Raw genomic sequence first — 24945 nt, forward strand, 5'->3', positions numbered from 1 at the left:
GCATGCTAGCGCGTCTGGGGCGTGCAGTCAGTCTGGCAGTGTCGCCATGGTGCCTTTCAGTGACACGTTGGCCGTCATGCTGCCCACATGGCACTGGTAGCTGTCACTGTCGTTACGCGGTGAACGTGAGTAGTCGCTAACGATATTGACGACGGCGTTGGCACCTACTGCGCGTGCACGCTCCTGTAGCGTCACTAGGTTTTCCAATGCGACATTGCGGCAAGCGCTTTCAGCCGATTTGAACAGGGCATTGCCCGAGCGATCGACGAAGTAGTCGTGACGCCACGAGGTGGGCTGGGGGAACTGTTGCTGGCCGAAGAAGAGCCGTACGGCAGGATCGAGTCGTTCCTGCGCCTGAGGCATGGCCAGAACGTCGCGATAGGGCAGCGTATAGCCGGTATCGTCGGCCTGCACATTGCCTGCCGACAGGCCGATAAAGCCTACAAGCAGGGCACAAAGGTATCCGCGTTGCATCATGATGATCGACCTCTGATGGACAGAAGAAGGAGGGCAGGCATCGGCCTGTCGCTGGATTCTTATATCGAGTATATCGTCATCCCCTAGCGCTCACTATCGGAATACGGAACACTGTTCGATAGAAATGCACACATTTGCATCATCTGCCGCTACAATGGCGGAGCCAGTGCGTTGCGATGGTCTAGGCAATCGCGTACCCTTTCTGGCGTGATCGCGTCCGTGCCTGTGCTGTTCGTGTGCCAGGCCCACTCGGTCGGCCCTATTCCTGTTCGCCCGCTTATATCTCCTTGGAATCGCCATGCATGCATTGACCAGAACGTGGCTGAAACGCTTCATCATCACCCTTGTCGTCTTTATCCTGCTCGTCGTCGGCATGTTTATGCTGGTGTCCTGGCTGCAGTCGGGGCGGTTTCACCAATCGACGGACAATGCATATGTGCGGGCGGATTCTGTGTCGTTGCGCAGTGAAGTTACCGCGCGCGTGCTCGATGTTCCCGTGATTCATAACCAGCAGGTGAAGGCCGGTGATGTGCTGGTCGTGCTTGATCCTACCGATTATCAGCGTCAGCTGGAAAAAGCCATTGCGGCATTGGATGAATCGAAAGCCTCCAGCGTTGAAGCGGCCCGCAACATTGAACTCCAGCGCGCCACCATCACTCAGTACAATGCACAGCTGGCGTCGGACACTGCACGCGACGAACAGGCTCGCGTTAGCTTGGCGCGTATCCAAGAGCTGTTCGACAAGGGCGCGGTGTCTCGACAGCGCCTTGACGACATGCAGGCCGACTACGATGTGGCGCATGCCGCTGTGCGTGCCGAACGTGCCGCCATTATCTCTGCGCACCGCAGTCTGGAGCTGCGCGAGGCTTCCCTCGACCGTGCACGTGCCACGATTGCCGAAGCGCAGGCTCAGGTCGACTATGCGCGCCATCAGTTGACCAAGACGCGCATCATGGCACCCACCGATGGTGTTATCGGTAACGTTAGCGTCGAGAAGGGAACGCTGGCGCAGCCGTCCCAGACCCTGATGACGCTGGTACCGGTACATTCGTTGTATATCGTCGCGAACTACAAAGAAACGCAGATCACGCGCATGCGTATCGGCCAGCCGGTCGAGATTCGCGCTGATGCCTACCCTGATATTCGCTTTACCGGACAGGTTGAAAGTCTGGCACCGGCTACCGGCTCGGCCTTTAGCCTGCTGCCGGTCGACAACGCTACCGGTAACTTCAACAAGATCGTTCAGCGTGTGCCGGTGCGTATCCGCCTGACTGGGCCGCTCGATAAGCTCAATCTGCTGCAGGTTGGGCTGTCTGTCGAACCCAGCGTTGACACTCATGATCTCGGCGGGAACACGTTGTACGTTGCTCCTGCGCTGCGCACGACGGTAGATGAGGTGTCTACTTCCACCACGGCAGATAACGCGAACCACTCATGAGTGCAGTCAAGGCGCTAGGCCCACAGGAAATGCCACCACTGCGGGTGCAGATAGGGTTCTTCGCCGCAGTGCTGGGGATGTTTATGGCCATTCTGGACATCCAGATTGTGGCCAGCTCGCTCAACGAGATACAGGCGGGCGTGTCGGCCAGCCCTGACGAGATCGCATGGGTGCAGACGGCTTATCTGGTCGCTGAAGTCATCATGATTCCGCTGGCCAGCACCATGGCGCGCATCATTTCCACGCGCATTATGTTCGTGATCTCAGGGGGCGGTTTCGTACTGGCGAGCGTTGGTTGCGCCATGTCGGAATCCATCGGGCAGCTGATCATCCTGCGTGCATTGCAGGGGTTCCTCGGTGGGGCGATGATCCCACTGGCCCACGCCATCAGCTTCACGCTGTTTCCGCGCAATCAGATGGGCAAGATCCAAGCGCTCATCGCCATCGTGGCTACCACGGCACCTTCCATCGGACCGACGCTCGGCGGCTACATCACCGAGCACTTGAGCTGGCACTGGCTGTTCCTGCTTAACGTGGTGCCGGGGGTGCTGGTTGTGGTCGGTGTTTGGCGCTTCCTAGATATCGACAAGGGCGAGCGATCGGTACTCGAACAGCTCGATGTGATAGGGCTTGTGCTGATGGCGTTCTTCCTCGGAACGCTGGAGTACATTCTTGAGGACGGGCCGCGGCACGATTGGCTTTCCAGTCAGCCGGTGTTTGTCTGCGCCGTGATCTGTGCCATTTCAGCCGTGCTGTTCTTCCTGCGCGTCTTTACTACCGCTCACCCCATCATTGACCTGCGCTTGTTCCGACAGCGCGATTTCTGCGTCGGTGTCTGGCTGAACTTCATTCTGGGTGTGGCGGTCTACGGGCTGGTCTATCTGATGCCGCTGTACTTCGGTACGGTGCGAGGTTTCAGCAGCATGCAGATTGGCAATATTATGGCTGTTACCGGTGTGGCGATGTTCGTCTCTGCGCCGATCTTGGGCCGCGTCAGTGACCATGTCGACCTGCGCATGTTCATCTTCGGTGGCTTTGCACTGGTCGGCTGGGGATCGTTGATGAACGCAAACCTGACGGCGCAGTCCGATTTTCATGAGTTCTTCTGGCCGCAAATCATCCGCGGTGTCGGAATGATGATGTCCTTCATCGCTATCTCGCGTGTGGCGCTGGGGAACCTGCCTGCGCGCGATGTCGGTCAAGGCTCGGGGATTCTGGACGTTATGCGCAACCTCGGGGGCGCCATCGGTCTGGCACTGCTGAACACGATTCATCTGCGCCAAGTCAGTTATCACTGGAACCAGATGATTCCTGCCATTAATGATGGACGGCCAGAAGTGGTCGAGCGCCTGCAGACCTATGAAGTAATGCTGTCGTCTACTGATCATCCGTGGACGGCCGGCCTGAAAAGCATCGCGGCTTCAATTACTACCCAAGCGGAGGCGTTGGCATTCACCAACATCTTCTATTGGCTGGGGCTGATGTTCTTCATTTCCCTTCCTCTCGTGCTCTTACTGCGCAAGGCGCAGTCCAAAGGCGCGCACTGATCGCCATTGATGATGGCGAGGTGCGCCGCCACCCGCTACAGTAAGCCTTGAATACTGACAACTTAGGTCAGAATTTTGGCAAGCATCATGGTCAACGTGCCGATATGCTTGAGAGGCATTTTGCCGCTGATTATTCTCTAGTTCATACATGGAAACGGCGCTCGGCTTAGGTTGAGCACGGAGGGCAGAGCGCTCTGCCCAGGGAGGAATCGTGATGATGAAGCGTTCGGTAGTAATTCTTGGCATGGCTGCTCTGCTGGCCGGTTGCGGGCACAGCAAGACGGAGAGCGATAACACGCCACCGACCTTGAATGACGCAGTGAACAACCACGTCTTCGAACTGAAGGAAGTCGATGGCAAGGCAATCGACTCGCGTGAAGTGGGCGCACCGTCCCTCAGCTTCGTGCGTAACGATGACGGCTCACTGCGGATTGCAGGGCAGATGTGCAACAGCTTCTCTGGCAGTGCCAAGCTGGACGGTCAGGTGCTGACAGCCCCGATGCTCGCCATGACGCGCCGCCTGTGCGCCGATGATCAGCTGAATGCACTCGACCATGACATCGGCACCATGCTCGAAAAAGGTGCCACGGTAGAGTATGGTCGCGGCAAGCTGACCCTCAAGGCCAACGCGAAGACACTGGTATACTTCATTAAAGTCGGCAGTGCTGCCGAAGAAAAGCCAGCCGCTAGTGGCGGTCATCACTGATCGTTAACCTCACATTCTCACCCGGAGAGAAACGCTGCGTATGACGGTGCGGTGTCTCTTGAGGGTGAGTTTGGTCGGTCGAGTGAATAAAGGCCTGCATTCCGTAGAATGCAGGCCTTTTTGTATGTGAGTGAACCAAGAGGTTGTGGATGGGGAGTCGATGACCTCTTTTCAGCACAGCAGGGTGACCGGGGCGGATACATGCGACGCCGATGGCAAACGCAGAGGTGACGTTTGCCGAACGGGCAAAGAGCGCCGAACCGTTGATATGCTGGCTCTTTATGACAAGAGGCCCCGCTCACCAATGTGAGCGAGGCCTCTTGCGTTTTCAGAGCGCTAACCGCTCCGCTCTGTACTCATCCAGAGTCTTTGGCTCAGGGGCGCGGTGCCGCCGGAGCATGCAGTGCGTTATACAACAGATCGGCATTGTGCTGCATCATGCCGAGGTAGGTGCTGGCATCGCCCTTGGCCGCCAGTGCATCGGAGTGCAGGGTGCCGGCGATCGGAACGCGCGTTTCCTGAGACAACTGGTTCAGCAGGGCCGAGCGCGTCATGCTTTCATTAAACAGTGCGCGTACGTGATGTTCGTTGACCGTGCGTACCAGTCCGGCAACGCTGGCCGCAGACGGGTCGTCTTCGGTGGACAGCCCTTGCAGTGCCATAAACGGCAGGCCATAAGCGTTGGCAAAATAGTTGAAGGAGGCGTGGCCGGTAATGACGACGCTATCTTTCGGCAGTTGCTGCATCTGCTGACGGATTTGGCCGTCCAGAGTCATGATGCGCGCGATGTAGGCGTCGGCACGCTGGCGATAGTCATCGGCATGGGCCGGATCGACCTTGATCAGACCGTCGCGGATGTTACGGACATACTGGGCACCGTTGCGCAGATCCTGCCACGCATGCGGATCCTGTGGACCGTGATGATGGTGATGTTCATGGCCCGCTTCATGCTCATGCGCATCATGATCATGATCGTGGTCATCATCGTCATGCTCTTCTTGATTCTTAAGCGGTGTGATGCCGTCACTGGCAATGACGACAGGGTTGCGATAGTGCGCGGCATCCAGCAGGCGCGACATCCAACCTTCGAACTGCAGGCCGTTGAAGACCACCAGGTCTGCTTGAGCGATGGCCCCTACGTCACGCGGGCGCGGGTTGTAGCCATGCGCATCACCTTCTGGCGAGATCAGTGAGCGAACGTGGACGTGTTCACCCCCGACTTCTTGCACCATGTCATCCAGGATACTGAAACTGGTAGTGACGTTGATGGACCGTTCGGCGGCGTGACTGGCAAGTGGGACGAGCGACAGCATCAATGACATCATGAACGCGACTGGCTTCATGGGCGATCTCCTTGTCTATTACGTTGGAAGCGGGCAGCGCCTGATCTAGAGGGTGCTGTCCAACGGAGCGGCACGTTTGCGCCACTTGCTGAGCAGGCTGTGCTGGCGACCTAGCAGTGCGGACAGCAGGTACGCCAGACCAGCCAAGAGGATGATGCTGGGGCCGGACGGTAGATCCAGATGGTAGGAAATCATCAGTCCGAATACGCTTGAGAGCATGGCGATCAGAATGGCGATGCCGATCAGCCCTTCAAGGCGGTTGCTCCAGAAGCGAGCCGCCGTTGCGGGCAGCATCATTAGGCCGACGGCCATGAGCGTGCCCAGTGTCTGGAAGCCCGCGGTCAGGTTAAGTACGACCATGCCGAGGAACAGTCCGTGAATAAGCCCGCTGCGCACGCCTTGACCACGCAGGAATAGCGGGTCGAGGCACTCCACAATCAGGGCGCGGAACGTGACCGCCAGCAGCAGCAACGTTACGCTACTGATGGTTAGGATCAGCATCAGTGCCGTGCGATCAACCGCCAGCAGCGAACCGAACAGTACGTGTGTTAGGTCGACGTCCTTGCCGCCCAGCGAGATCAGCAACACACCGCCTGCCAGTGACATTAGAAAGAAACTGGCCATGGCCGAGTCTTCTCGGTGACCGGTCATCTGTGAAACGCCACCGGCCATTCCGGCCACGATAAGACCTGATAGAATGCCGCCAATGCTCATGGCGGGAAGCGAGAACCCCGCCATGTAGAAGCCCAGTGCGATCCCGGGCAGGATGGCGTGAGACATGGCATCGCCGATCAGACTCATGCCGCGCATCATCAGAAAGACGCCTAGCGGTGGGGCCGCAATCGACAGTGCTAGCGATGCCACCAGTGCCTGCCGCATAAAAGCGAAATCGAGCCAGTCGAAGAACTGGGTGTGAAGAAAAGAAAGAAGGTCGGCGATCACAGCGCAGGCTCCTTGGTACCGGCAGTGGCGATGGGCTGGACGGGAAGCATCATGCCCGGTGTGGCGTCGATAGCGGCCATGATCTGGTCGCGGCTGTACCAGTAGCTTTTGCCCTGCGCCAGTAGCAGCACTTCATCGGCCAGTTCGGCCAGCTGCTGCTGATCGTGAAGTACGACCAGAATCGTGACCCCTTCATCGGCCATACTGCGCAGTACACGGGTCAGCACGTCAACGGTGTTGGTGTCGACGTTGGCGAACGGTTCATCAAGAATCAGCAGGCGTGCATTCTGCATCAGCGTGCGGCCCAGCAGGGCGCGCTGGCGCTGGCCACCTGATAGCTCGCCCAGCGGGCGGTGAGCCAGATGGGAAATGCCCAAGCGTTCCATGATGTCGCGCCCACGGCCATAGCAACGGCTGCAGTAGCCACGCAAAGCGCCATGTGTCGGCCAGCAGCCGGTCATGATGAGCTCTTCGACGCTCATCGGGAAACTGAGATCAAGCACCAGCTGCTGGGGCAGCCATGCGCGACGCTCGCGGGGAACGTTGCACTGGATCTGTCCCGATACCGGTGCAAGTTCGCCCATGATGCCGGAGACGAGCGTGCTCTTGCCCGCGCCGTTGGCACCGATGATGGCCGTGATGCGTCCACTGGCAAATTCACCGGAAATATCGTCCAGCACGACGCGTCCGCTGCGGGCCAGTGTCAGGTGATCAAGACGGAGTTGGGTAGAGGTATCGTGTGTCATAGGCCTGATTTCAATGCCCAGAATGCCGCCAGCCAGAGCATGGCAATGGGAATGAGCGTAAGCCCTACGCGCTTGATCGCCGACATCGACATCAAGGAAAACTGGCAGGCTCTGTCACGACGATGCTGGTGCGCCATATGCCGTTCCGTATATGAAATGAAGAAGGGAGGAGAACCCAGGAAAACAGAAGGTCTCTAAAATAGTTATAATATAACAAAAACGCAATGATTTTATGCCTTGAAACGACAGAAGCCCTACGCCGCCGCGTTGCGATCGTTCATCCCTAGCCCTGAAGAGAGCCACTCCTGCTATGACCCATACCTGCTCTGCTGCCGTTACTCGCTTGCGCGATTGGCACCGCTATCTGTCAGCGCTGCGTCAGCGCCGGTTATGGGTATGGTCGGGAAGCGTGTGTGTTTCTGCTTTGAAGCCTCTGTGGCAGGCCTTTCCCGCACCGCACGTCTGGATAGGTACCGCGCCGCCCGAAGCGCTGCCCCCCGATGTACATTTTTTGACGCTGAAGCAGGCGCGTACCCAGCTTGGGCGAGAAGTGGGCACGCTGGTTGTCGATGCCCGCGAGCAGTTCGACGCCGATGCGTTTGGGGCGATTGCCGGCGCGCTGACCGGGGGAGGCGTCGCCATAGTGTTAACGGCGGATACCGAGGGGGCCGCTGATGGTCTTTTTGATCAGTGGCGACGGCAGGTGATGGCGGAAGATCCTTATGTGCTGTTCATTCCTGACGGCGGGCTGGCGGCTTTACCGATCCCCCCAGCACAGCCTGTGTCACCGTCTCGCGGTGCTGCTGTGCCACCTATCGTGCGCTCTGAGTCCCGCTTGGCATGGCCGCTTGCCCAGCAGCAAGCCATTACCGCTGATCAACGGCAGGCACTTATGGTTCTCAAGGGCGCCCCTGAGCGGGCCGTAACGGTGCTGACCGCGGCAAGAGGGCGAGGCAAAAGCGCTGTTCTGGGGCTTGCCGTCGCTGCATGGCTGCAGGAAGGGGCGTTTGAAACGCTGTGGCTGACCGCGCCGCGTGCCGCTGCCGTAGAGGCATTGTTCGAGCGAGTGCAGTGCCTTTGTCCGGAAGGCCGCCGTGATGGCAACCGCTTCCAGCTTGGAGAGCGGGCGCTGCAGTTCATCGCACCGGATGCGCTGATTCAGCAGCTTCAGGATGAAGGAACTGCACTGCCAGAAGTGCTGCTGGTCGATGAAGCGGCCGCTTTACCGCTGCCATTTCTGAGGCGCTGGCTGTCACGGTGCCCTCATGTCGTGCTATCGACCACGCTGCACGGCTATGAAGGCAGTGCACACGGTTTTACAGATTACATCCAGCAGCTTCAGCAGCGACTTCACAGTCAAACGCACGCTGCCGGTGTTCTTCACTATGAACTGCTGATGCCTATCCGCTGGGCTGCTGACGACCCCCTAGAGGCTCTGACGGCGCGGCTGCTGCGGCTAGAGGCGGCACCGTGTCCGGTACTGGCAAACGGTGCACTGCATATCGAGACCGTCGGCCAGGCACAGTTACTGGCGCAACCTGCATTGCTGGATCAGGTCTTTGGCCTATTGGTACAGGCTCACTACCGCACGTCGCCCAGTGATCTGCAGACGCTGTTCGATCACCCTGCGCTGTCGCTGTGGGCAGCCTGTGTGGCATCGGAAACTGGCGTACCGCAAGTTGCAGCGGTGGTGATGGCGTTTGATGAAGGTGGCCTGTCTGAAGACTTGGCTCAGGCAGTGGCTGACGGTCGTCGTCGTCCACCGGGCCATTTGTTGCCGCAGACTCTGGCGCTGCATACGGGGAACCCTGAGGTTGCCCGTCAGCGCTGGCGGCGCATCACGCGCATCGCTGTGCATCCCCAGTGTCGTAGGCAGGGGATTGGATCGCGGCTGCTGGCACACGTTCACCATGCCTGCGTGCAGGACGGTATTGATCTGCTCGGGGTCAGTTTTGGTGGCAAGCCTTCGACACTGGCGTTCTGGCAGCACAATGGTTTCACGACAGTGAGGGTGGGATTAAAAGACGACACGGTGACCGGTGAACGCGCTGTAATGATGGCGCGCGAGTGCCGTAAGGGCCACGTGAGCGTGGCGTCGCTGAGTGGTCTGTTTTGGCCAACATTCATCGTTCAGCTGGCGTTCGAGTTGGCCGAACTGTCGCCAATGCGGGTGGCAGCACTGCTGCGTGATCGACACAAATCGCTTCCGCCGACTGATGGCACAGAGCGCGATGCGCTTCGGCGCTTTGGGGAAGAAAAGGCACCCCTGGCGAGTGTGCGGCCTTTTCTGCAGCGGGCGCTGCTGCGCTATGCCGATGCCCTCACATTAGAAGAAGTGGCTGTCATGGCGGGCGTGCTGTTGCAGGGGCGTTCGGAAACGTGGGCCAAAACACAGCTTCCTCAACTGACGGGCAAGCGTGCATTCGAACAGTGGCTGCGCGGAAAGGTTGCACTGTGGACGCGCTATTCTGCATGCTGAGACTATCGCTGCAGTCGCCTTCGTGCGCTGCCATCGCCCGCTTTCTCTATAAGAGGTGTTTCTGATGACCGATTTCGCTGCGTCACCCAATGCTCATCTGGATCGGCTGGATCCGCCGATTCTGTGGAAGCACTTCCGTTTTCTCTGTGATACGCCGCGCCCTTCCGGCAGTGAGGCTGCCGTTATTGACGGCATTGCCCAATGGGCCGCGGCGCGAGGTCTGGAAACCGTCAAGGACGCTGTCGGCAACCTTCTGGTGCGCAAGGCGGCGACGCCTGGGCATGAACAGGCCCCTGGCATCGTGCTGCAGGGCCACGTGGATATGGTGGCACAGGCGGCCGTACCTCACGATTTCCAGCGTGACCCGATCGAAACCGAAGTACGCGACGGCTGGCTGCATGCCAAAGGTACGACCCTCGGTGCGGACAACGGCATCGGTGTAGCGGCTGCGCTGGCGGTACTCGAAGACGATACGCTGGTACACGGCCCGCTCGAAGCACTGTTCACCATTGGGGAAGAAGTGTCGATGGAAGGTGCCTTGGCGCTGGACCCTGAATGGCTTGACGGCCGCTATTTGCTCAATATGGACGCCGAAGAGTGGGGCAGTGTCTACGTGGGCTGTGCAGGTGGCGTGCATGTGCTGCTGGATGAGTCGCTGCCCGTGCTGCCGCTCAAAGAAGAGTTGCGTACGGTACAGCTTGCCGTTTCCGGGTTAAAAGGCGGTCATTCAGGCATCGATATTGGGCTTCAGCGCGGCAACGCCCACGTACTGCTGGCGCGCGCGCTACTGGCTGTGCGCGAGAGCGTTGATGAACTGCGCTTGGTGGCCATAGAAGGGGGCACCATGAGCAATGCGATCCCGCGTGATGCCATTGCGACCATTGCGGTACCCGCTGATCAGGCCGAACGCGTTGCCAAAACGTTGGAAGGTCTGCAGCAGGTGGTGCGTGCCGAATGGGCGCATCCCGACCCCGATGCCACCTTGTCGTTGAACCAAGCGGCACAGCCAGAAAGCGAAGCGCTGTCCGCAGAAGCCTCTGCCACGCTGATCGACCTGTTGAATGCGCTGCCCTATGGCGTCGCGCGCTGGAGCGACGAACTGGAGGGCGTGGTCGAAACATCTAATAATATCGGCAAGCTGCGTTTGGCTGAAGGTCAGCTGACGCTGGATGCCATGGCGCGTTCGCTGTGCGACAGTGCAGCACTGGCGCTGGTGGCACGAATCAAGGCAGTATGCCGCCTAGCAGGATTCTCACCCGCCACCAGCAATGTCTATCCCGGCTGGACGCCAGCACTGCAATCTGTGCTGCTTGAGCAGTTCCAGCAGCAGCATGAAACCGTGCTTGGGCGGCCTGCTGATGTCCGCGTTATCCATGCTGGCCTTGAATGTGGCTTGATCGGTGCGAAATACCCCGATATGGACATGGTGGCGTTCGGACCGACCATCAGAGGCGCGCACTCGCCGGACGAACGCGTCGATCTGGCGACGGTTGCTGCTTTCTGGCAGCTGGTCAGAGGGCTCGTCGAACGGATCGGACGCACCACGCCTGCTGCGCGCTGACGCTTCGCACTCAACAGGACAACACCGCATGACGATCGACCGTCGCCGTCTTATCTGCCCCAGCCTTACGCGCCCTATGAGCACCGGAGACGGCTGCCTAGCACGTCTGGCACCGCTTGATCGCGCGCTTGAGGCCAGTACGCTCCATCATCTGGCTGCCGCAAGTGACACATGGGGCAACGGTGTGTTGGAAGTCACGCGGCGCGGTAATTTACAGTGCCGTGGCTTTCCCTGTCGTGAAGACGATGCCTTCCGGCCTGCGCTGGGCGTCTTGCCCGGTCAGGCCGGTAGCCGTTTCCCCATTTCGCTGGATCCCTCTGGGCTGTTGATGCCACAAACGGCTGTCGTCATGCGGGCCTTGTATGCAGATCTGCACGATCGGCTTCGTACAAGCGGGTTAGAAACGCACGTTGCGCCGAAGATTTCACTGGTGATCTCGGCAGGCGGTGGTCTTGGCTACGATACGCTGGCGGCGGATATTCAGTTGCACGTCACAGCAGGTGCCAACACCTGCCGCATTCATGTCGGCATCGGCCGCTCTCTTGCGCCGGGCGACATGCGCTGGCAAGGCATGACGTCTTCGCCTGAGCAGGCTATCGACGCTGTGGCTGCCCTACTGTGGGCCATCGGAGATCAAGGGCCTTTGGTGCGTGCGCGAGGATTGCCAGATGAGGCACTGCCCGCGCTGGGCCTGCAGCCCGGTCATCCTGCTTCTACGCCAGCATATGCAATAGGGGATACCCTCGCAGAGCCTTTGGCTCGGCTGTGGGGCGTTCCGTGCGGGCGTTTGGACAGCACTACTGTTGCTGTACTCGGCGATATCTGTGCACGCCTTGATCTCACACTGTGGCCCATTCCAGAGCGACGCCTGCTGATCGTAGGGGGGCGCGCCCGTGAAGCGGATCAGGCGTTGCGTTCATTGGGATTGATCGACGATCCTCGGCAGCCACTGCCCTATATCGACCTGTGTGCTGGTCGTGACTGCCCGCGTGGCGGCATTGACACTCATGCTACGGCTCGACGACTGGCCGCTTTGCTGACAGCGCTGCCATCGACAGTAAGTGCTCATATTTCAGGGTGCCCTAAGCGCTGTGCACGAGATGTGCCTGCACTGATAACGCTCAGTGGGGATGACCGCGATGATCGCCTGCGCTTCATCCTTAATGGACAGCCTGGCGATCCCGCACTGTGGGAAGGGGCCAATCACGATGACGTATGGACGATGCTGACATCATTGGTCGAGCGAGTGGCGCAATGCCCTGACGAAAGCGCCAGCGTAGAGCACTGGCAAGCGTGCTGGCAGGCGCTGTGCGATGAGGCGTGTGCTTAGCGGCCACCGCATGATCATGCATAATGGATGACACTCTGTGCGAAGCGCATTTACTGCCTTCGCACTCTTTTTTGATCGAACACGGTGCCTGGTTCTTATGGGGCCGTGCTCGTATTGAGAATCAACGATGACTGACGAGCTACTGCCACAGCGTGGGCGCTACACTTACGAACGCAACGGGCAGGCTATCTACGAGTGCTCCTTTGCGACCATTCGCCGTGAAGCCGATCTGCAACGTTTCACGCCGGAAGAAGCCCATGTCGTGGTCAGGATGATCCACGGCTGCGGCATGGTAGAACTGGCGCAGCATGTACGCTGTGCGCCCACGTTCGCGCATGCCGCACGCCAAGCATTGCGACAGGGCGCGGCCATCCTGTGCGATGCTGAAATGGTGGAGCGTGGCGTGACGCGCCGCCGGTTGCCTGCCAATAATCCGGTTATCTGTACGTTGAAAAGTGACGCGACAGCACCGAAGGCAGTACAGCTGGGTACCACGCGCTCTGCCGCAGCCGTGCAGGCGTGGCTGCCACATCTTGCCGGCAGCTTGGTCGTGATTGGCAATGCTCCTACGGCGCTGTTTCACCTATTAGAGCTACTAGATGCCGGAGCACCCGCACCTGCGGCCATCATCGGTGTGCCCGTTGGTTTTGTCGGTGCCGCTGAATCTAAACAGGCGCTGGCGGAGCATCCGCGCCAGGTGCCGTGGCTTATCGTTGACGGGCGCTTGGGCGGTAGTGCCATGGCAGCCAGCGCGGTTAATGCGCTTTCCAGTGACGACACATGAGGCTTGGATGAAAGGACGACTGTTCGGCGTCGGGGTGGGCCCTGGTGACCCAGAACTGCTGACACTGAAAGCCCTGCGCATATTGCAGCAGGTGGATGTCATTGCCTACTTCACCCGCAAGGGCAAGCTTGGCCACGCGCGCGCCATCGTTGGGCCGCACTTGTCAGGATTTCATCATGAAGAGCCGCTGGTCTACCCGCTGACGACGGAAATCTCCGCACGCGATCCGCGCTATGCCGCGGCACTGGACGCCTTCTATACCCAGAGCGAAGCGCGGTTGCGCACTCATCTGGAGGCTGGGCGTTCGGTCGCGATTCTGTCCGAGGGTGATCCGCTGTTCTTCGGCTCCTATATGCATCTGCACGTCCGGTTGCATGATGACTATGACACGCAGGTCATCCCGGGTATCACTGCCATGTCGGCCAGTTGGGCGGCCATGAAACGCCCTTTCTGCCAAGGGCAGGAGGTGGTCAGTGTCCTGCCGGGCACGCTGGCTGATGAACAGCTGGCGCTTCATCTGGAGCGCAGTGATGCCATTGTCATCATGAAGGTCGGGCGTCATCTGGCGCGTATTCGTCAGCTGCTCGACCGTCTGCAGCTGCTTGATGGCGCCCAGTACATTGAATACTGCGGTCAGCCATCTGAACGGTGTATGCCGTTGTCTCAGCTGGCCCCGGATGATGCGGCACCTTACCTCTCCTTGATTCTGGTGCCCGGGGCACGCGCGCTGAGTGCCGCACCTATCGTCGCAAACGAGGTGACAGGCTGATGTGCGACCAGGCAAAGAAAGGCATCGGGCACCTAGCTGTCATTGGTATTGGCCCGGGCAGTCAGGCCTGCTGTACGCCTCAGGCGCAGCAAGCCGTGGCGGATGCCACGTTGATATACGGCTATGGGCCTTACCTTGATCGTCTGACTCTGGCACCGCACCAACGGCGCATAGCGTCTGATAACCGTGTCGAAGCACAGCGCGCACGCGAGGCATTGACTCAGGCGGCGGCCGGGCATCGTGTGGCGATGGTATCGGGTGGCGATCCCGGGGTCTTTGCTATGGCGGCGGCGGTCTGCGAACAGATTGAATCGGGGCCGGCTGAATGGCGTACGCTTACCGTGGCGTTCGTTCCCGGTGTGACGGCGATGCTAGCGGTGGCTGCCGAGTGTGGTGCGCCGCTGGGGCACGACTTCTGTGCGATCTCGCTGTCCGACAACCTCAAGCCGTGGACGACCGTACTCAAACGCCTCGATGCGGCCGTGGCGGGGGATTTCGTGATGGCATTTTATAACCCTCGCTCGACAGCACGGCCTTGGCAGCTGGACGCTGCGCTTGATCATTTACGTGCCCGCCTGCCTGCCGATACCGTCGTACTCTACGGGCGTGCTGCCGGTCGCTCTGATGCGTGCTATTGGGTAAGTGCGCTGCAAGAGGCTTCTTCAGAAGGCGTGGACATGGCAACGCTGGTGATCGTTGGGGCAAATGCCACACGTGTGATTGAACGCCCCCAGCGCCAGCCACTGGTGTACACGCCGCGCTATCAGCCATAGCGCAGCTTTGATAATAACGAATAAGGCAGTGGCCGCAATGGTGGCTTTCACGAGCCACACGGCTTGCCGCCTGCCAACAGGGACATCATATGCAGTTGAATGATATCAGTCGCTTTCTGAGCTACGTTCTGCGCCACGACCCCGATGCCATTTCGCTGACGTTAGATTCGCAAGGATGGGCTTCAATTGATGAGCTAATCCAGAAAGCGCGAGCCAGCAAGCGCGTATTCACGCGAGAGCAGCTGGACGAAGTGGTCGCCACCAATGACAAGCAGCGCTTTGCTATCAGTGATGATCGCGCATCCATCCGAGCCGTTCAGGGGCATTCACTCGAACGAATCAAGATCCGCTATACCGCCTGTCAGCCGCCCGACGTGCTCTATCACGGCACCGCATCACGCTTTTTAGGCCGCATTCTTGCTCAAGGGTTGGTCGCGGGAAGTCGCCATCATGTGCACCTTTCTGCGGATCAAGGCACGGCCGTCAAAGTAGGCGCACGTCACGGTGATCCCGTGGTACTTACAATACTGGCACGAGATATGTACTTGGCCGGGCAGGCCTTCTACCAGGCCGATAACGGCGTTTGGCTGACGGACAGTGTTCCAACGGCGTATATCGATGAAGATCGCCTGTATTGGCCGAAGGCCTGAGTAGCGCAGATGGGCCATGGCACGTGGTGGTGTTATGAATGGCCTTAATGTGCGAGAAAATGGGGCAGAGCGGGGATGAGTGAAGCCACAGACTCAAAGGTGCTGACGTTGATCGGTAGCCTAGGCCGCTCGACCATAATTACGGGGATGCCCAGTGCATGTGCCGCCTGTAGCTTCGCTGCCATAGCTTGGCCGCCGCTGTTCTTGCAGACCATGCGCGTGATGTCCCAATGCGTCATCAAGGCCTCTTCTTCGTACAGTGAAAAAGGTCCGCGCGCCAGCAGCGAGTGAAGATGGGGCAGTGACATGTCGTCATCCAGTGGCTCTATGCTGCGCACAAGATACGTATGTTGAGGTGCCGCCGCGAACGAGGCCACTGACTGACGGCCAATAGGCAAAAACACGCGCTGAGGCGCTTCGCCCAGACGTTGTACAGCCTGTGAGAGTGAATCGCATCTGTGCCAATCAGCGCCAGGTTCAGGTAACCATGCCGAGCGCAGCAGCCGAATAGTGGGGATGCCCGCTTGTCGCGCAGCGGCCACGGCATTAACCGGCATCTGCGCAGCAAAAGGGTGGGTCGCTATGATCAGCAGACTGACCTGGTGTTCGACAAGCCAGCGTGCGAGCCCCTCCACACCGCCAAAGCCACCTGTGCGCGTGGGAATGGGCTGGCGTAGTGGCGAGCGCGTGCGTCCGGCCAACGACATCGTCAGTCGGCAGCCCGGTGCGTGCATAGTCAGCTGCTGAGCCAGCCGCTTTGCTTCCGTGGTGCCGCCTAGAATAAGAATATGGCCCGCAGGTCGATGAGAGTGGCTCATGGTGAGGCTCGGTGTGTGTGGCAGATGGCAATGGTCGACGCGATGTAACATAACCTTCTTTGTTACGATCGTCTTGTGCCCGTTGCACTCCGCGCATGATTAGCAGCGCCTTGTAACGCCGTTCATGGTCGAATTTTCGTCACGGTAGCTTGATCTTCAACAGACTTTTCTTGATGAATGCCGCTGCCCGCTGCCCGCTGCCCGCTGCCCGCTGCCCGCTGCCCGCTGCCCGCTGCCCGCTGCCCGCTGCCCGCTGCCCGCTGCCCGCTGCCCGCTGCCCGCTGCCCGCTGCCCGCTGCCTTTGGGCGAGGTGGCGCTACGCTACTGTTGAGATGTCGACGCCAATGTCTGAAAAGACGCGGATGAAAGAGGGGAACGGTATCCGTGAGTCATTGCCGCGATGAACAGGCTTTCTGCTGCCTGTTCGAGGTGGTCCCTCGTGGTCTGGCTGCGCAAATGACGCGCAATGTTCGTGAAGCATTACGCTGTGATTCAACGTTAGGTGCAAGGTATCCATATGCACGATGTCATGGAAAAATCCGCCCGCTGGCTTATCGTCATCGGCGTAGGGGAAGAGGGCGAACAAGGACTAACGCCCGCAGCGAAGAATGCCCTAGCCAACGCCACTTATATCTTCGGTGCGCGGCGCTTACTGGATAAAGTGGCTCCGTCTACTGCCTGCACGCTGCCTTGGCCATCACCACTGAGCAAGGGCATGGACGCACTGCTTCGGCTTCGGCACACCCCGCATGTCGTCGTGCTGGTCAGTGGTGATCCCTTCCATTATGGTTTGGGTGGTTGGCTGGTTGAACGTATACCGCTTCATGAAATGACCGTTATCCCCGGTGTCTCTTCCATCAGTCATGCCTGTGCGCAGATGGGATGGTTGCAGCAGCACACCCTCGTACTGTCGTTGCACGGGCGCGATGAAACTTCTCTGTATCGCGTGTTAGAGCACGGACAACACGTACTAGTGCTGACCTCTGATGCCGAAGCGCCTCATCGCTTGGCCGGTATGCTGTGCGCGGTGGGGTTCGGTCGCTCTCATATCACTCTTCTGGAAGCGCTTGGCGGCGATCAGCAACGTTGTCGTCGTCTTCAAGCCGATCAATGGCAAGGTGTGCTCGGTCAGCAGGATCTTCATTCACTCAATATCATGGCGCTGGAGCTGACCGCAGATTACCCCGACCGATGCCACGGCCTTGCTGCGGGACGCCCCGACGAGCTATTCGAAAACGATGGGCAGATTACACGCAGCGATGTGCGTGCCATGACGCTGGCGCATCTTCGGCCTCATCCTGGTGAACGGCTTTGGGACCTTGGTGCAGGGTCAGGCGCTATCGCCATCGAATGGCTGCGAGCTGGGCCAGAGATGGTGGCCGTCGCTGTCGAACGTCACTTGGCACGCTGCGAAATCATCCAACGCAACGCCCAGCGTTTTGGAGTTCCCCATCTACAGCTTTTCGAGCACGACCTTCACACTGGCACCGCCATTCTCGACGCCCAGCCCTCACCGGATGCAGTCTTTATTGGCGGCGGCGCCTCACATGCACTGGTCGATTACTGTATGTCACGCCTGACATATTACGGACGACTAGTGGTCAATGCCGTGACCCTAGAGACCGAACAACTGCTGTATGAACTGCATAAACAACACGGTGGACAGCTGACCCGTGTAGCCATGGAATATGTCGAACCACTAGGGCGTATGCGCGGCTGGAAGCCCGCGCGCACGATTACCCAATGGTGTTGGCAGCAAACCGGACCAGTGTCGTCAACACGTAGGTAGAAGTAGGTAGAAGTAGGTAGAAGTAGGTAGAAGTAGGTAGAAGTAGGTAGAAGTAGGTAGAAGTAGGTAGAAGTAGGTAGAAGTAGGTAGAAGTAGGTAGAAGTAGGTAGAAGTAGGTAGAAGTAGGTAGAAGTAGGTAGAAGTAGGTAGAAGTAATGTGAGTACACACATACTTAATAAGCTGCCATTGAACTGCTTCCACGCTATGTGAATATGTAAAGAGGATATCAACGCATATGAAGGCTTGCGTACACTTTATCGGAGCAGGGCCTGGTGCCGCGGATTTGATCACGCTGCGAGGCATGCGACTCCTTCAGCGCTGCGACTGGTGCCTGTACGCGGGATCAACGGTGAATGAAGAACTGCTGAATTATTGCAGTGAAAAAGCCCGACTGGTAAACACGGCGCCTTTAGACCTGCTGTCACTGACGGCGCTCTATCAGCAAGCTGCTGAAGAAGGACGCCAGGTTGCTCGCCTTCATTCCGGCGATCTTTCATTTTTCAGCGCATTGGCAGAGCAGCTCCGCCTACTTGAGCAACTGTCCATTCCTTATACGCTAACGCCGGGTGTTCCCGCTTTTGCTGCGGCCAGTGCATTGTTACAGCGAGAGCTGACCGTGCCGGCAGTTACGCAGAGCGTGGTGCTGACACGCATTGCTGGCCGAGCCTCAACGATGCCTGCCAACGAAACACTGGAGTCATTTGCCGCTACTGGGGCCACGCTTGCTGTCCATTTGGCCATCCAGCAGCTCGAGAGCGTCGTTGAGCGTGTACTTCCTTTCTATGGAGAGGGGTGTCCTGCTGCGGTCGTATATAGGGCAAGTTGGCCTGATGAGCAGGTCATCAAGGCGCCATTGGATAAGCTGGCGCAGAAGGTAAAGGCGCAAGCCATCACGCGCAGTGCACTTATTCTCATCGGCCCTGCATTGGAGGCGTCTTCGTTCGAAGGCAGTGCTCTTTATACGAAAGATTATGCACGCCAGTTTCGCGTTTCGAAATGAAAGTGCATTTTCCTGCATAAAGCCCTTGCCAACCCCCGGTGATCTCTGTAAAGTACGCCCTCGCTGCCAGGGCAAACGCCGGGTGGCACGGAAGCTAACCTCTTGTAGGTCTTCGCTTTTTCTTGAAGATGGTTCAGTTGAGAACGTTGTGTGATCTTCTGAAGCGATCGCCAAATCGGCGGTTGACAAAATCTCCAGAAAATGTAGAATGTGCTTCCACTTGCTGAGCAGCGAACGCCGCTCGCAAGACGCTCTTTAACAAGATGGTCAGGCAATTTGTGTGGGTGCTTGAGGTTTTCGAAGTGAATCATCATTTCGAGCATCAAGTAACTCATCAATTCAATGAGTTGTTTCGATACTCGAGCCGGATTGGTCACCTAATGACCAATGAAAGATTTAAACTGAAGAGTTTGATCATGGCTCAGATTGAACGCTGGCGGCAGGCCTAACACATGCAAGTCGAGCGGCAGCACGGGAAGCTTGCTTCCTGGTGGCGAGCGGCGGACGGGTGAGTAATGCATGGGAATCTGCCCGATAGTGGGGGATAACGTGTGGAAACGCACGCTAATACCGCATACGTCCTACGGGAGAAAGGAGGGGATCTTCGGACCTTTCGCTATCGGATGAGCCCATGTTGGATTAGCTAGTTGGTGAGGTAATGGCTCACCAAGGCAACGATCCATAGCTGGTCTGAGAGGATGATCAGCCACACTGGGACTGAGACACGGCCCAGACTCCTACGGGAGGCAGCAGTGGGGAATATTGGACAATGGGCGAAAGCCTGATCCAGCCATGCCGCGTGTGTGAAGAAGGCCTTAGGGTTGTAAAGCACTTTCAGTGGGGAAGAAAGCCTGAGGCCTAATACGTTTCAGGAAGGACATCACCCACAGAAGAAGCACCGGCTAACTCCGTGCCAGCAGCCGCGGTAATACGGAGGGTGCGAGCGTTAATCGGAATTACTGGGCGTAAAGGGCGCGTAGGCGGTCTGTTAAGCCAGATGTGAAAGCCCCGGGCTTAACCTGGGAACAGCATTTGGAACTGGCAGACTTGAGTGCAGGAGAGGAAGGTAGAATTCCAGGTGTAGCGGTGAAATGCGTAGAGATCTGGAGGAATACCAGTGGCGAAGGCGGCCTTCTGGACTGACACTGACGCTGAGGCGCGAAAGCGTGGGTAGCAAACAGGATTAGATACCCTGGTAGTCCACGCCGTAAACGATGTCAACTAGCCGTTGGATCCCTTGAGGATTTAGTGGCGCAGCTAACGCACTAAGTTGACCGCCTGGGGAGTACGGTCGCAAGACTAAAACTCAAATGAATTGACGGGGGCCCGCACAAGCGGTGGAGCATGTGGTTTAATTCGATGCAACGCGAAGAACCTTACCTACTCTTGACATCCAGAGAACTTTCCAGAGATGGATTGGTGCCTTCGGGAACTCTGAGACAGGTGCTGCATGGCTGTCGTCAGCTCGTGTTGTGAAATGTTGGGTTAAGTCCCGTAACGAGCGCAACCCCTATCCTTATTTGCCAGCGATTCGGTCGGGAACTCTAAGGAGACTGCCGGTGACAAACCGGAGGAAGGTGGGGACGACGTCAAGTCATCATGGCCCTTACGAGTAGGGCTACACACGTGCTACAATGGCGAGTACAGAGGGTTGCGAAGCGGCGACGTGAAGCTAATCCCAGAAAGCTCGCCTCAGTCCGGATCGGAGTCTGCAACTCGACTCCGTGAAGTCGGAATCGCTAGTAATCGCGAATCAGAATGTCGCGGTGAATACGTTCCCGGGCCTTGTACACACCGCCCGTCACACCATGGGAGTGGATTGCACCAGAAGTGGCTAGTTTAACCTTCGGGAAAACGGTTACCACGGTGTGGTTCATGACTGGGGTGAAGTCGTAACAAGGTAGCCGTAGGGGAACCTGCGGCTGGATCACCTCCTTAAACGTAAAATGATCACCTCGTGATCTCAAGTGTCCACAACAAATTGCCTGATCGTAGTAGAGCGAAGTACTGCAGGGGATATTCCCTGGCCGTGCGCAAGCAGTTGCCGGGTCTGTAGCTCAGTTGGTTAGAGCGCACCCCTGATAAGGGTGAGGTCGGCAGTTCGAGTCTGCCCAGACCCACCATTATTATATGGGGCCATAGCTCAGCTGGGAGAGCGCCTGCCTTGCACGCAGGAGGTCAGGAGTTCGATCCTCCTTGGCTCCACCATCTGACTGTCTTGATGGCCGGTTCTCCAGTACTTAGTTTAGTGATCTAGCTTCTAGTCACGAACCAATCTTCATCGCGTTATGATTGATTATTAGATGTCTTAATAGTCAACGATACAGCGTGTGATGAATGTTGTTTCCTGACTGCAAGCTTCTTGCTCGCAGTATTGCTCTTTAACAATGTAAATCATGCTGATGCCAAGTCCAATGGAACGCGATCAGATTTTACTTCCTCGGAAGCATTATCCGATAGGCCGTGACATTGGCAAATGAGATACGTCTCAAGCGTATCCGGCGAAAATTGTTTTCGTTTGAATCGTGATCTATGACTCTTTCGGGTTATATGGTCAAGCGATTAAGCGCACACGGTGGATGCCTAGGCAGCCAGAGGCGATGAAAGACGTGATAGCCTGCGATAAGCATCGGGGAGGTGGCAAATGACCTTTGATCCGGTGATCTCTGAATGGGGAAACCCACCCGTCATAAGACGGGTATCCTTACCTGAATACATAGGGTATGGAGGCAAACCGGGAGAACTGAAACATCTAAGTACCCCGAGGAAAAGAAATCAACCGAGATTCCCCCAGTAGCGGCGAGCGACCGGGGACTAGCCCTTAAGTCTTAGTTGTATTAGCGGAAGTGTTTGGAAATGCACGCCATAGTGGGTGATAGCCCCGTACGCGAAAATGCAATTAAGGTGAAATCGAGTAGGTCGGAGCACGTGAAACTTTGACTGAACATGGGGGGACCATCCTCCAAGGCTAAATACTCCTGGCTGACCGATAGTGAACTAGTACCGTGAGGGAAAGGCGAAAAGAACCCCAGTGAGGGGAGTGAAATAGATCCTGAAACCGTGTGCGTACAAGCAGTGGGAGCAGACTTGTTCTGTGACTGCGTACCTTTTGTATAATGGGTCAGCGACTTATTCTCAGTAGCGAGCTTAACCGTATAGGGGAGGCGTAGGGAAACCGAGTCTTAAATGGGCGACATAGTTGCTGGGAATAGACCCGAAACCGGGCGATCTATCCATGAGCAGGTTGAAGGTTGAGTAACATCAACTGGAGGACCGAACCGGGATCTGTTGAAAAAGATTCGGATGACTTGTGGATCGGAGTGAAAGGCTAATCAAGCTCGGAGATAGCTGGTTCTCCTCGAAAGCTATTTAGGTAGCGCCTCATGTATCACCGCCGGGGGTAGAGCACTGTTTCGGCTAGGGGGTCATCCCGACTTACCAACCCGAGGCAAACTCCGAATACCGGTGAGTGCAGCATGGGAGACACACGGCGGGTGCTAACGTCCGTCGTGAAAAGGGAAACAACCCAGACCGTCAGCTAAGGTCCCAAAATCTTGGTTAAGTGGGAAACGATGTGGGAAGGCTCAGACAGCTAGGAGGTTGGCTTAGAAGCAGCCACCCTTTAAAGAAAGCGTAATAGCTCACTAGTCGAGTCGGCCTGCGCGGAAGATGTAACGGGGCTCAAACCAAGTACCGAAGCTACGGGTTCAACACTTAAGTGTTGAGCGGTAGAGGAGCGTTGTGTAAGCCTGCGAAGGTGTGCTGTAAGGCATGCTGGAGGTATCACAAGTGCGAATGCTGACATGAGTAACGATAAAGGGAGTGAAAACCTCCCTCGCCGGAAGACCAAGGTTTTCTGTTCGACGTTAATCGGAGCAGAGTGAGTCGGCCCCTAAGGCGAGGCCGAAAGGCGTAGTCGATGGGAAACAGGTTAATATTCCTGTACCAGACAGTACTGCGATGGGGTGACGGAGAAGGCTAGGTGAGCCAGGCGACGGTTGTCCTGGTGAAAGTATGTAGGCTGAGCAAGTAGGCAAATCCGCTTGCTTAAGGTCGAGATACGAGACGAACTGATTCCTCGGACTCAGGAAGTCATTGATGCCACGCTTCCAGGAAAAACCTCTAAGCTTCAGGTACTGTGTGACCGTACCCCAAACCGACACAGGTGGTCAGGTAGAGAATACCAAGGCGCTTGAGAGAACTCGGGTGAAGGAACTAGGCAAAATGGCACCGTAACTTCGGGAGAAGGTGCGCCGGCGTAAGGTGAAGAGACTCGCTCTCAGAGCCCCAACCGGTCGAAGATACCAGGTGGCTGCAACTGTTTATTAAAAACACAGCACTCTGCTAACGCGTGAGCGGACGTATAGGGTGTGACGCCTGCCCGGTGCCGGAAGGTTAATTGATGGTGTTAGGACTCGTCCGAAGCTCCTGATCGAAGCCCCGGTAAACGGCGGCCGTAACTATAACGGTCCTAAGGTAGCGAAATTCCTTGTCGGGTAAGTTCCGACCTGCACGAATGGCGTAATGATGGCCACACTGTCTCCACCCGAGACTCAGTGAAATTGAAATCGCTGTGAAGATGCAGTGTTCCCGCGGCTAGACGGAAAGACCCCGTGAACCTTTACTATAGCTTCACACTGGATGCTGATGTTGTCTGTGTAGGATAGCTGGGAGGCTTTGAAACTGTGACGCCAGTTGCAGTGGAGCCAACCTTGAAATACCAGCCTGACATCATTGGCGTTCTAACTTGCTACCGTTATCCGGTAGAAGGACAGTGTGTGGTGGGTAGTTTGACTGGGGCGGTCTCCTCCCAAAGAGTAACGGAGGAGCACGAAGGTACCCTCAGTACGGTTGGAAACCGTGCAGTGAGTGCAAGAGCATAAGGGTGCTTGACTGCGAGACAGACACGTCGAGCAGGTACGAAAGTAGGTTCTAGTGATCCGGTGGTTCTGTATGGAAGGGCCATCGCTCAACGGATAAAAGGTACTCCGGGGATAACAGGCTGATACCGCCCAAGAGTTCACATCGACGGCGGTGTTTGGCACCTCGATGTCGGCTCATCACATCCTGGGGCTGAAGTCGGTCCCAAGGGTATGGCTGTTCGCCATTTAAAGTGGTACGCGAGCTGGGTTTAGAACGTCGTGAGACAGTTCGGTCCCTATCTGCCGTGGGCGTTGGAAGTTTGAGAAGAGCTGCTCCTAGTACGAGAGGACCGGAGTGGACGAACCTCTGGTGTTCCGGTTGTCACGCCAGTGGCATTGCCGGGTAGCTATGTTCGGACGGGATAACCGCTGAAAGCATCTAAGCGGGAAGCCCCCTTCAAGATGAGACTTCCCTGGGGCCTTGAGCCCCCTAAAGGACCCTCGAAGACTACGAGGTTGATAGGCACGGTGTGGAAGCGCAGTCAATGCGTTGAGCTAACGTGTACTAATGGTCCGTGAGGCTTGACCATATAACCCCAAAGGGTTATAGACACGATCCGAAAATAACGGATACGCGACGAGACGATCTCGGCCCAGCATGATTTACAGATTTAGGTAGCGGTGCCTTAGGCATCGAGACCGAACCGAATACGCTTGACGACCATAGCGAGCGGGTACCACCTGATCCCATGCCGAACTCAGAAGTGAAACCGCTCAGCGCCGATGGTAGTGTGGGGCTTCCCCATGTGAGAGTAGGTCATCGTCAAGCATCTCTACTGAATACCCCCGGCCAGCAATGGTCGGGGGTATTTGCTTTGGGGGTAGGGTAGGCAAGCGCAGGCCGAAGGCAAATAACGGCCGTGCCAGCCC

The 24945-nt window shown here is 57.4% G+C and carries 19 protein-coding genes, 2 tRNA genes and 3 rRNA genes; 18 read left to right on the top strand and 6 right to left on the bottom strand.

What is annotated here, in order from left to right:
• Nucleotides 1-27: 27 nt before the first annotated feature.
• On the bottom strand, nt 28-477 hold the full coding sequence (locus ACMHYW_RS04070; protein ID WP_038279651.1) for a hypothetical protein: 450 nt from the start codon (nt 475-477) through the stop codon (nt 28-30).
• Between the two features lie 298 nt (nt 478-775).
• Here ACMHYW_RS04070 and ACMHYW_RS04075 point away from each other — a divergent pair, with 298 nt between their 5' ends.
• The 3 genes from ACMHYW_RS04075 (at nt 776) to ACMHYW_RS04085 (ending at nt 4168) form a co-directional block, all read left to right on the top strand.
• A complete protein-coding gene (locus ACMHYW_RS04075; RefSeq protein WP_414501009.1) occupies nt 776-1915 on the top strand; it encodes an HlyD family secretion protein in 1140 nt (379 codons plus the stop codon).
• On the top strand, nt 1912-3462 hold the full coding sequence (locus tag ACMHYW_RS04080; RefSeq protein WP_414501010.1) for a DHA2 family efflux MFS transporter permease subunit: 1551 nt from the start codon (nt 1912-1914) through the stop codon (nt 3460-3462). The genes ACMHYW_RS04075 and ACMHYW_RS04080 overlap by 4 nt, the downstream gene beginning before the upstream one ends.
• A 214-nt stretch (nt 3463-3676) precedes the next feature.
• Entirely contained in the window at nt 3677-4168 is a 492-nt protein-coding gene (locus tag ACMHYW_RS04085; protein WP_414501011.1) for an META domain-containing protein, read from the top strand.
• 374 nt (nt 4169-4542) lie between these two features.
• Here the strand turns inward: ACMHYW_RS04085 and ACMHYW_RS04090 are convergent, their stop codons facing one another.
• The 4 genes from ACMHYW_RS04090 to ACMHYW_RS04105 are packed head-to-tail and all read right to left on the bottom strand — an operon-like array spanning nt 4543 to nt 7336.
• Entirely contained in the window at nt 4543-5511 is a 969-nt protein-coding gene (locus ACMHYW_RS04090; RefSeq protein ID WP_414501012.1) for a metal ABC transporter solute-binding protein, Zn/Mn family, read from the bottom strand.
• 45 nt (nt 5512-5556) lie between these two features.
• Nucleotides 5557-6390, bottom strand: coding sequence for a metal ABC transporter permease (locus ACMHYW_RS04095; protein WP_414501466.1), 834 nt, complete (start codon nt 6388-6390; stop codon nt 5557-5559).
• Between the two features lie 59 nt (nt 6391-6449).
• Nucleotides 6450-7199 carry a metal ABC transporter ATP-binding protein gene (locus ACMHYW_RS04100; protein ID WP_414501013.1) on the bottom strand — a complete coding sequence of 250 codons (750 nt, stop codon included), beginning with the start codon at nt 7197-7199 and terminating at the stop codon, nt 6450-6452.
• Nucleotides 7196-7336, bottom strand: coding sequence for a hypothetical protein (locus ACMHYW_RS04105; RefSeq protein WP_169734036.1), 141 nt, complete (start codon nt 7334-7336; stop codon nt 7196-7198). The genes ACMHYW_RS04100 and ACMHYW_RS04105 overlap by 4 nt, the downstream gene beginning before the upstream one ends.
• A 173-nt stretch (nt 7337-7509) precedes the next feature.
• Here ACMHYW_RS04105 and ACMHYW_RS04110 point away from each other — a divergent pair, with 173 nt between their 5' ends.
• From ACMHYW_RS04110 to ACMHYW_RS04140, 7 genes are all read left to right on the top strand, one after another.
• Complete coding sequence (locus ACMHYW_RS04110; protein ID WP_414501014.1) at nt 7510-9678, top strand: GNAT family N-acetyltransferase; 2169 nt, start codon at nt 7510-7512, stop codon at nt 9676-9678.
• A gap of 64 nt (nt 9679-9742) precedes the next feature.
• Nucleotides 9743-11239 carry an aminoacyl-histidine dipeptidase gene (locus tag ACMHYW_RS04115; RefSeq protein ID WP_414501015.1) on the top strand — a complete coding sequence of 499 codons (1497 nt, stop codon included), beginning with the start codon at nt 9743-9745 and terminating at the stop codon, nt 11237-11239.
• A gap of 28 nt (nt 11240-11267) precedes the next feature.
• The gene (locus ACMHYW_RS04120) at nt 11268-12569 is read left to right on the top strand and encodes a hypothetical protein (RefSeq protein ID WP_414501016.1); all 1302 of its coding nucleotides are present in this window, start codon (nt 11268-11270) and stop codon (nt 12567-12569) included.
• A gap of 127 nt (nt 12570-12696) precedes the next feature.
• Nucleotides 12697-13353: a precorrin-8X methylmutase gene (locus ACMHYW_RS04125; RefSeq protein WP_414501017.1), complete on the top strand. Its 657-nt coding sequence runs from the start codon at nt 12697-12699 to the stop codon at nt 13351-13353.
• A 7-nt stretch (nt 13354-13360) separates the two neighbouring features.
• Nucleotides 13361-14122 (top strand): precorrin-2 C(20)-methyltransferase, encoded by a 762-nt coding sequence (locus ACMHYW_RS04130; RefSeq protein ID WP_414501018.1) that lies wholly within the window; start codon nt 13361-13363, stop codon nt 14120-14122.
• Nucleotides 14122-14895: a precorrin-3B C(17)-methyltransferase gene (cobJ, locus tag ACMHYW_RS04135; RefSeq protein WP_414501019.1), complete on the top strand. Its 774-nt coding sequence runs from the start codon at nt 14122-14124 to the stop codon at nt 14893-14895. The genes ACMHYW_RS04130 and cobJ overlap by 1 nt, the downstream gene beginning before the upstream one ends.
• 89 nt (nt 14896-14984) lie before the next feature.
• On the top strand, nt 14985-15545 hold the full coding sequence (locus tag ACMHYW_RS04140; RefSeq protein ID WP_414501020.1) for an RNA 2'-phosphotransferase: 561 nt from the start codon (nt 14985-14987) through the stop codon (nt 15543-15545).
• Nucleotides 15546-15589: 44 nt separating this feature from the next.
• Here ACMHYW_RS04140 and ACMHYW_RS04145 read toward each other — a convergent pair whose 3' ends face one another.
• The gene (locus ACMHYW_RS04145) at nt 15590-16363 is read right to left on the bottom strand and encodes a cobalt-precorrin-6A reductase (protein ID WP_414501021.1); all 774 of its coding nucleotides are present in this window, start codon (nt 16361-16363) and stop codon (nt 15590-15592) included.
• Between the two features lie 173 nt (nt 16364-16536).
• Here ACMHYW_RS04145 and ACMHYW_RS04150 point away from each other — a divergent pair, with 173 nt between their 5' ends.
• The 8 genes from ACMHYW_RS04150 (at nt 16537) to rrf (ending at nt 24844) form a co-directional block, all read left to right on the top strand.
• Nucleotides 16537-16767 carry a hypothetical protein gene (locus ACMHYW_RS04150; protein ID WP_414501022.1) on the top strand — a complete coding sequence of 77 codons (231 nt, stop codon included), beginning with the start codon at nt 16537-16539 and terminating at the stop codon, nt 16765-16767.
• A gap of 113 nt (nt 16768-16880) precedes the next feature.
• The gene (cbiE, locus tag ACMHYW_RS04155) at nt 16881-18152 is read left to right on the top strand and encodes a precorrin-6y C5,15-methyltransferase (decarboxylating) subunit CbiE (protein ID WP_414501023.1); all 1272 of its coding nucleotides are present in this window, start codon (nt 16881-16883) and stop codon (nt 18150-18152) included.
• 236 nt (nt 18153-18388) lie between these two features.
• Complete coding sequence (cobM, locus tag ACMHYW_RS04160) at nt 18389-19153, top strand: precorrin-4 C(11)-methyltransferase (RefSeq protein WP_414501024.1); 765 nt, start codon at nt 18389-18391, stop codon at nt 19151-19153.
• Between the two features lie 398 nt (nt 19154-19551).
• Nucleotides 19552-21091, top strand: a 16S ribosomal RNA gene (locus ACMHYW_RS04165).
• A gap of 108 nt (nt 21092-21199) precedes the next feature.
• Nucleotides 21200-21276, top strand: a tRNA-Ile gene (locus ACMHYW_RS04170).
• A gap of 9 nt (nt 21277-21285) precedes the next feature.
• Nucleotides 21286-21361: transfer RNA gene (locus ACMHYW_RS04175), tRNA-Ala, on the top strand.
• Nucleotides 21362-21705: 344 nt separating this feature from the next.
• A 23S ribosomal RNA gene (locus tag ACMHYW_RS04180) occupies nt 21706-24605 on the top strand.
• A 123-nt stretch (nt 24606-24728) separates the two neighbouring features.
• Nucleotides 24729-24844: ribosomal RNA gene (gene rrf, locus ACMHYW_RS04185) — 5S ribosomal RNA — on the top strand.
• Together the 16S, 23S and 5S rRNA genes with 2 tRNA genes alongside form the textbook arrangement of a ribosomal RNA operon.
• The last annotated feature ends 101 nt before the right edge of the window (nt 24845-24945 follow it).

Origin of the sequence: Zymobacter sp. IVIA_12111.31 C1 (assembly GCF_047495495.1) — a bacterium.
GTDB lineage: Bacteria > Pseudomonadota > Gammaproteobacteria > Pseudomonadales > Halomonadaceae > Zymobacter.

Bases quoted from the DNA above. Each gene is read 5' to 3' on its own strand.
- cobJ (WP_414501019.1), top strand. From the start codon at position 14,122: ATGTGCGACCAGGCAAAGAAAGGCATCGGGCACCTAGCTGTCATTGGT.
- ACMHYW_RS04085 (WP_414501011.1), top strand. From the start codon at position 3,677: ATGATGAAGCGTTCGGTAGTAATTCTTGGCATGGCTGCTCTGCTGGCC.
- ACMHYW_RS04070 (WP_038279651.1), bottom strand. From the start codon at position 477: ATGATGCAACGCGGATACCTTTGTGCCCTGCTTGTAGGCTTTATCGGC.
- ACMHYW_RS04140 (WP_414501020.1), top strand. From the start codon at position 14,985: ATGCAGTTGAATGATATCAGTCGCTTTCTGAGCTACGTTCTGCGCCAC.
- ACMHYW_RS04080 (WP_414501010.1), top strand. From the start codon at position 1,912: ATGAGTGCAGTCAAGGCGCTAGGCCCACAGGAAATGCCACCACTGCGG.
- cbiE (WP_414501023.1), top strand. From the start codon at position 16,881: ATGCACGATGTCATGGAAAAATCCGCCCGCTGGCTTATCGTCATCGGC.
- ACMHYW_RS04095 (WP_414501466.1), bottom strand. From the start codon at position 6,390: ATGCGGCAGGCACTGGTGGCATCGCTAGCACTGTCGATTGCGGCCCCA.
- ACMHYW_RS04150 (WP_414501022.1), top strand. From the start codon at position 16,537: ATGAATGCCGCTGCCCGCTGCCCGCTGCCCGCTGCCCGCTGCCCGCTG.
- ACMHYW_RS04145 (WP_414501021.1), bottom strand. From the start codon at position 16,363: ATGAGCCACTCTCATCGACCTGCGGGCCATATTCTTATTCTAGGCGGC.
- ACMHYW_RS04090 (WP_414501012.1), bottom strand. From the start codon at position 5,511: ATGAAGCCAGTCGCGTTCATGATGTCATTGATGCTGTCGCTCGTCCCA.
- ACMHYW_RS04120 (WP_414501016.1), top strand. From the start codon at position 11,268: ATGACGATCGACCGTCGCCGTCTTATCTGCCCCAGCCTTACGCGCCCT.
- ACMHYW_RS04130 (WP_414501018.1), top strand. From the start codon at position 13,361: ATGAAAGGACGACTGTTCGGCGTCGGGGTGGGCCCTGGTGACCCAGAA.
- ACMHYW_RS04100 (WP_414501013.1), bottom strand. From the start codon at position 7,199: ATGACACACGATACCTCTACCCAACTCCGTCTTGATCACCTGACACTG.
- ACMHYW_RS04110 (WP_414501014.1), top strand. From the start codon at position 7,510: ATGACCCATACCTGCTCTGCTGCCGTTACTCGCTTGCGCGATTGGCAC.
- ACMHYW_RS04125 (WP_414501017.1), top strand. From the start codon at position 12,697: ATGACTGACGAGCTACTGCCACAGCGTGGGCGCTACACTTACGAACGC.
- cobM (WP_414501024.1), top strand. From the start codon at position 18,389: ATGAAGGCTTGCGTACACTTTATCGGAGCAGGGCCTGGTGCCGCGGAT.
- ACMHYW_RS04105 (WP_169734036.1), bottom strand. From the start codon at position 7,336: ATGGCGCACCAGCATCGTCGTGACAGAGCCTGCCAGTTTTCCTTGATG.
- ACMHYW_RS04075 (WP_414501009.1), top strand. From the start codon at position 776: ATGCATGCATTGACCAGAACGTGGCTGAAACGCTTCATCATCACCCTT.
- ACMHYW_RS04115 (WP_414501015.1), top strand. From the start codon at position 9,743: ATGACCGATTTCGCTGCGTCACCCAATGCTCATCTGGATCGGCTGGAT.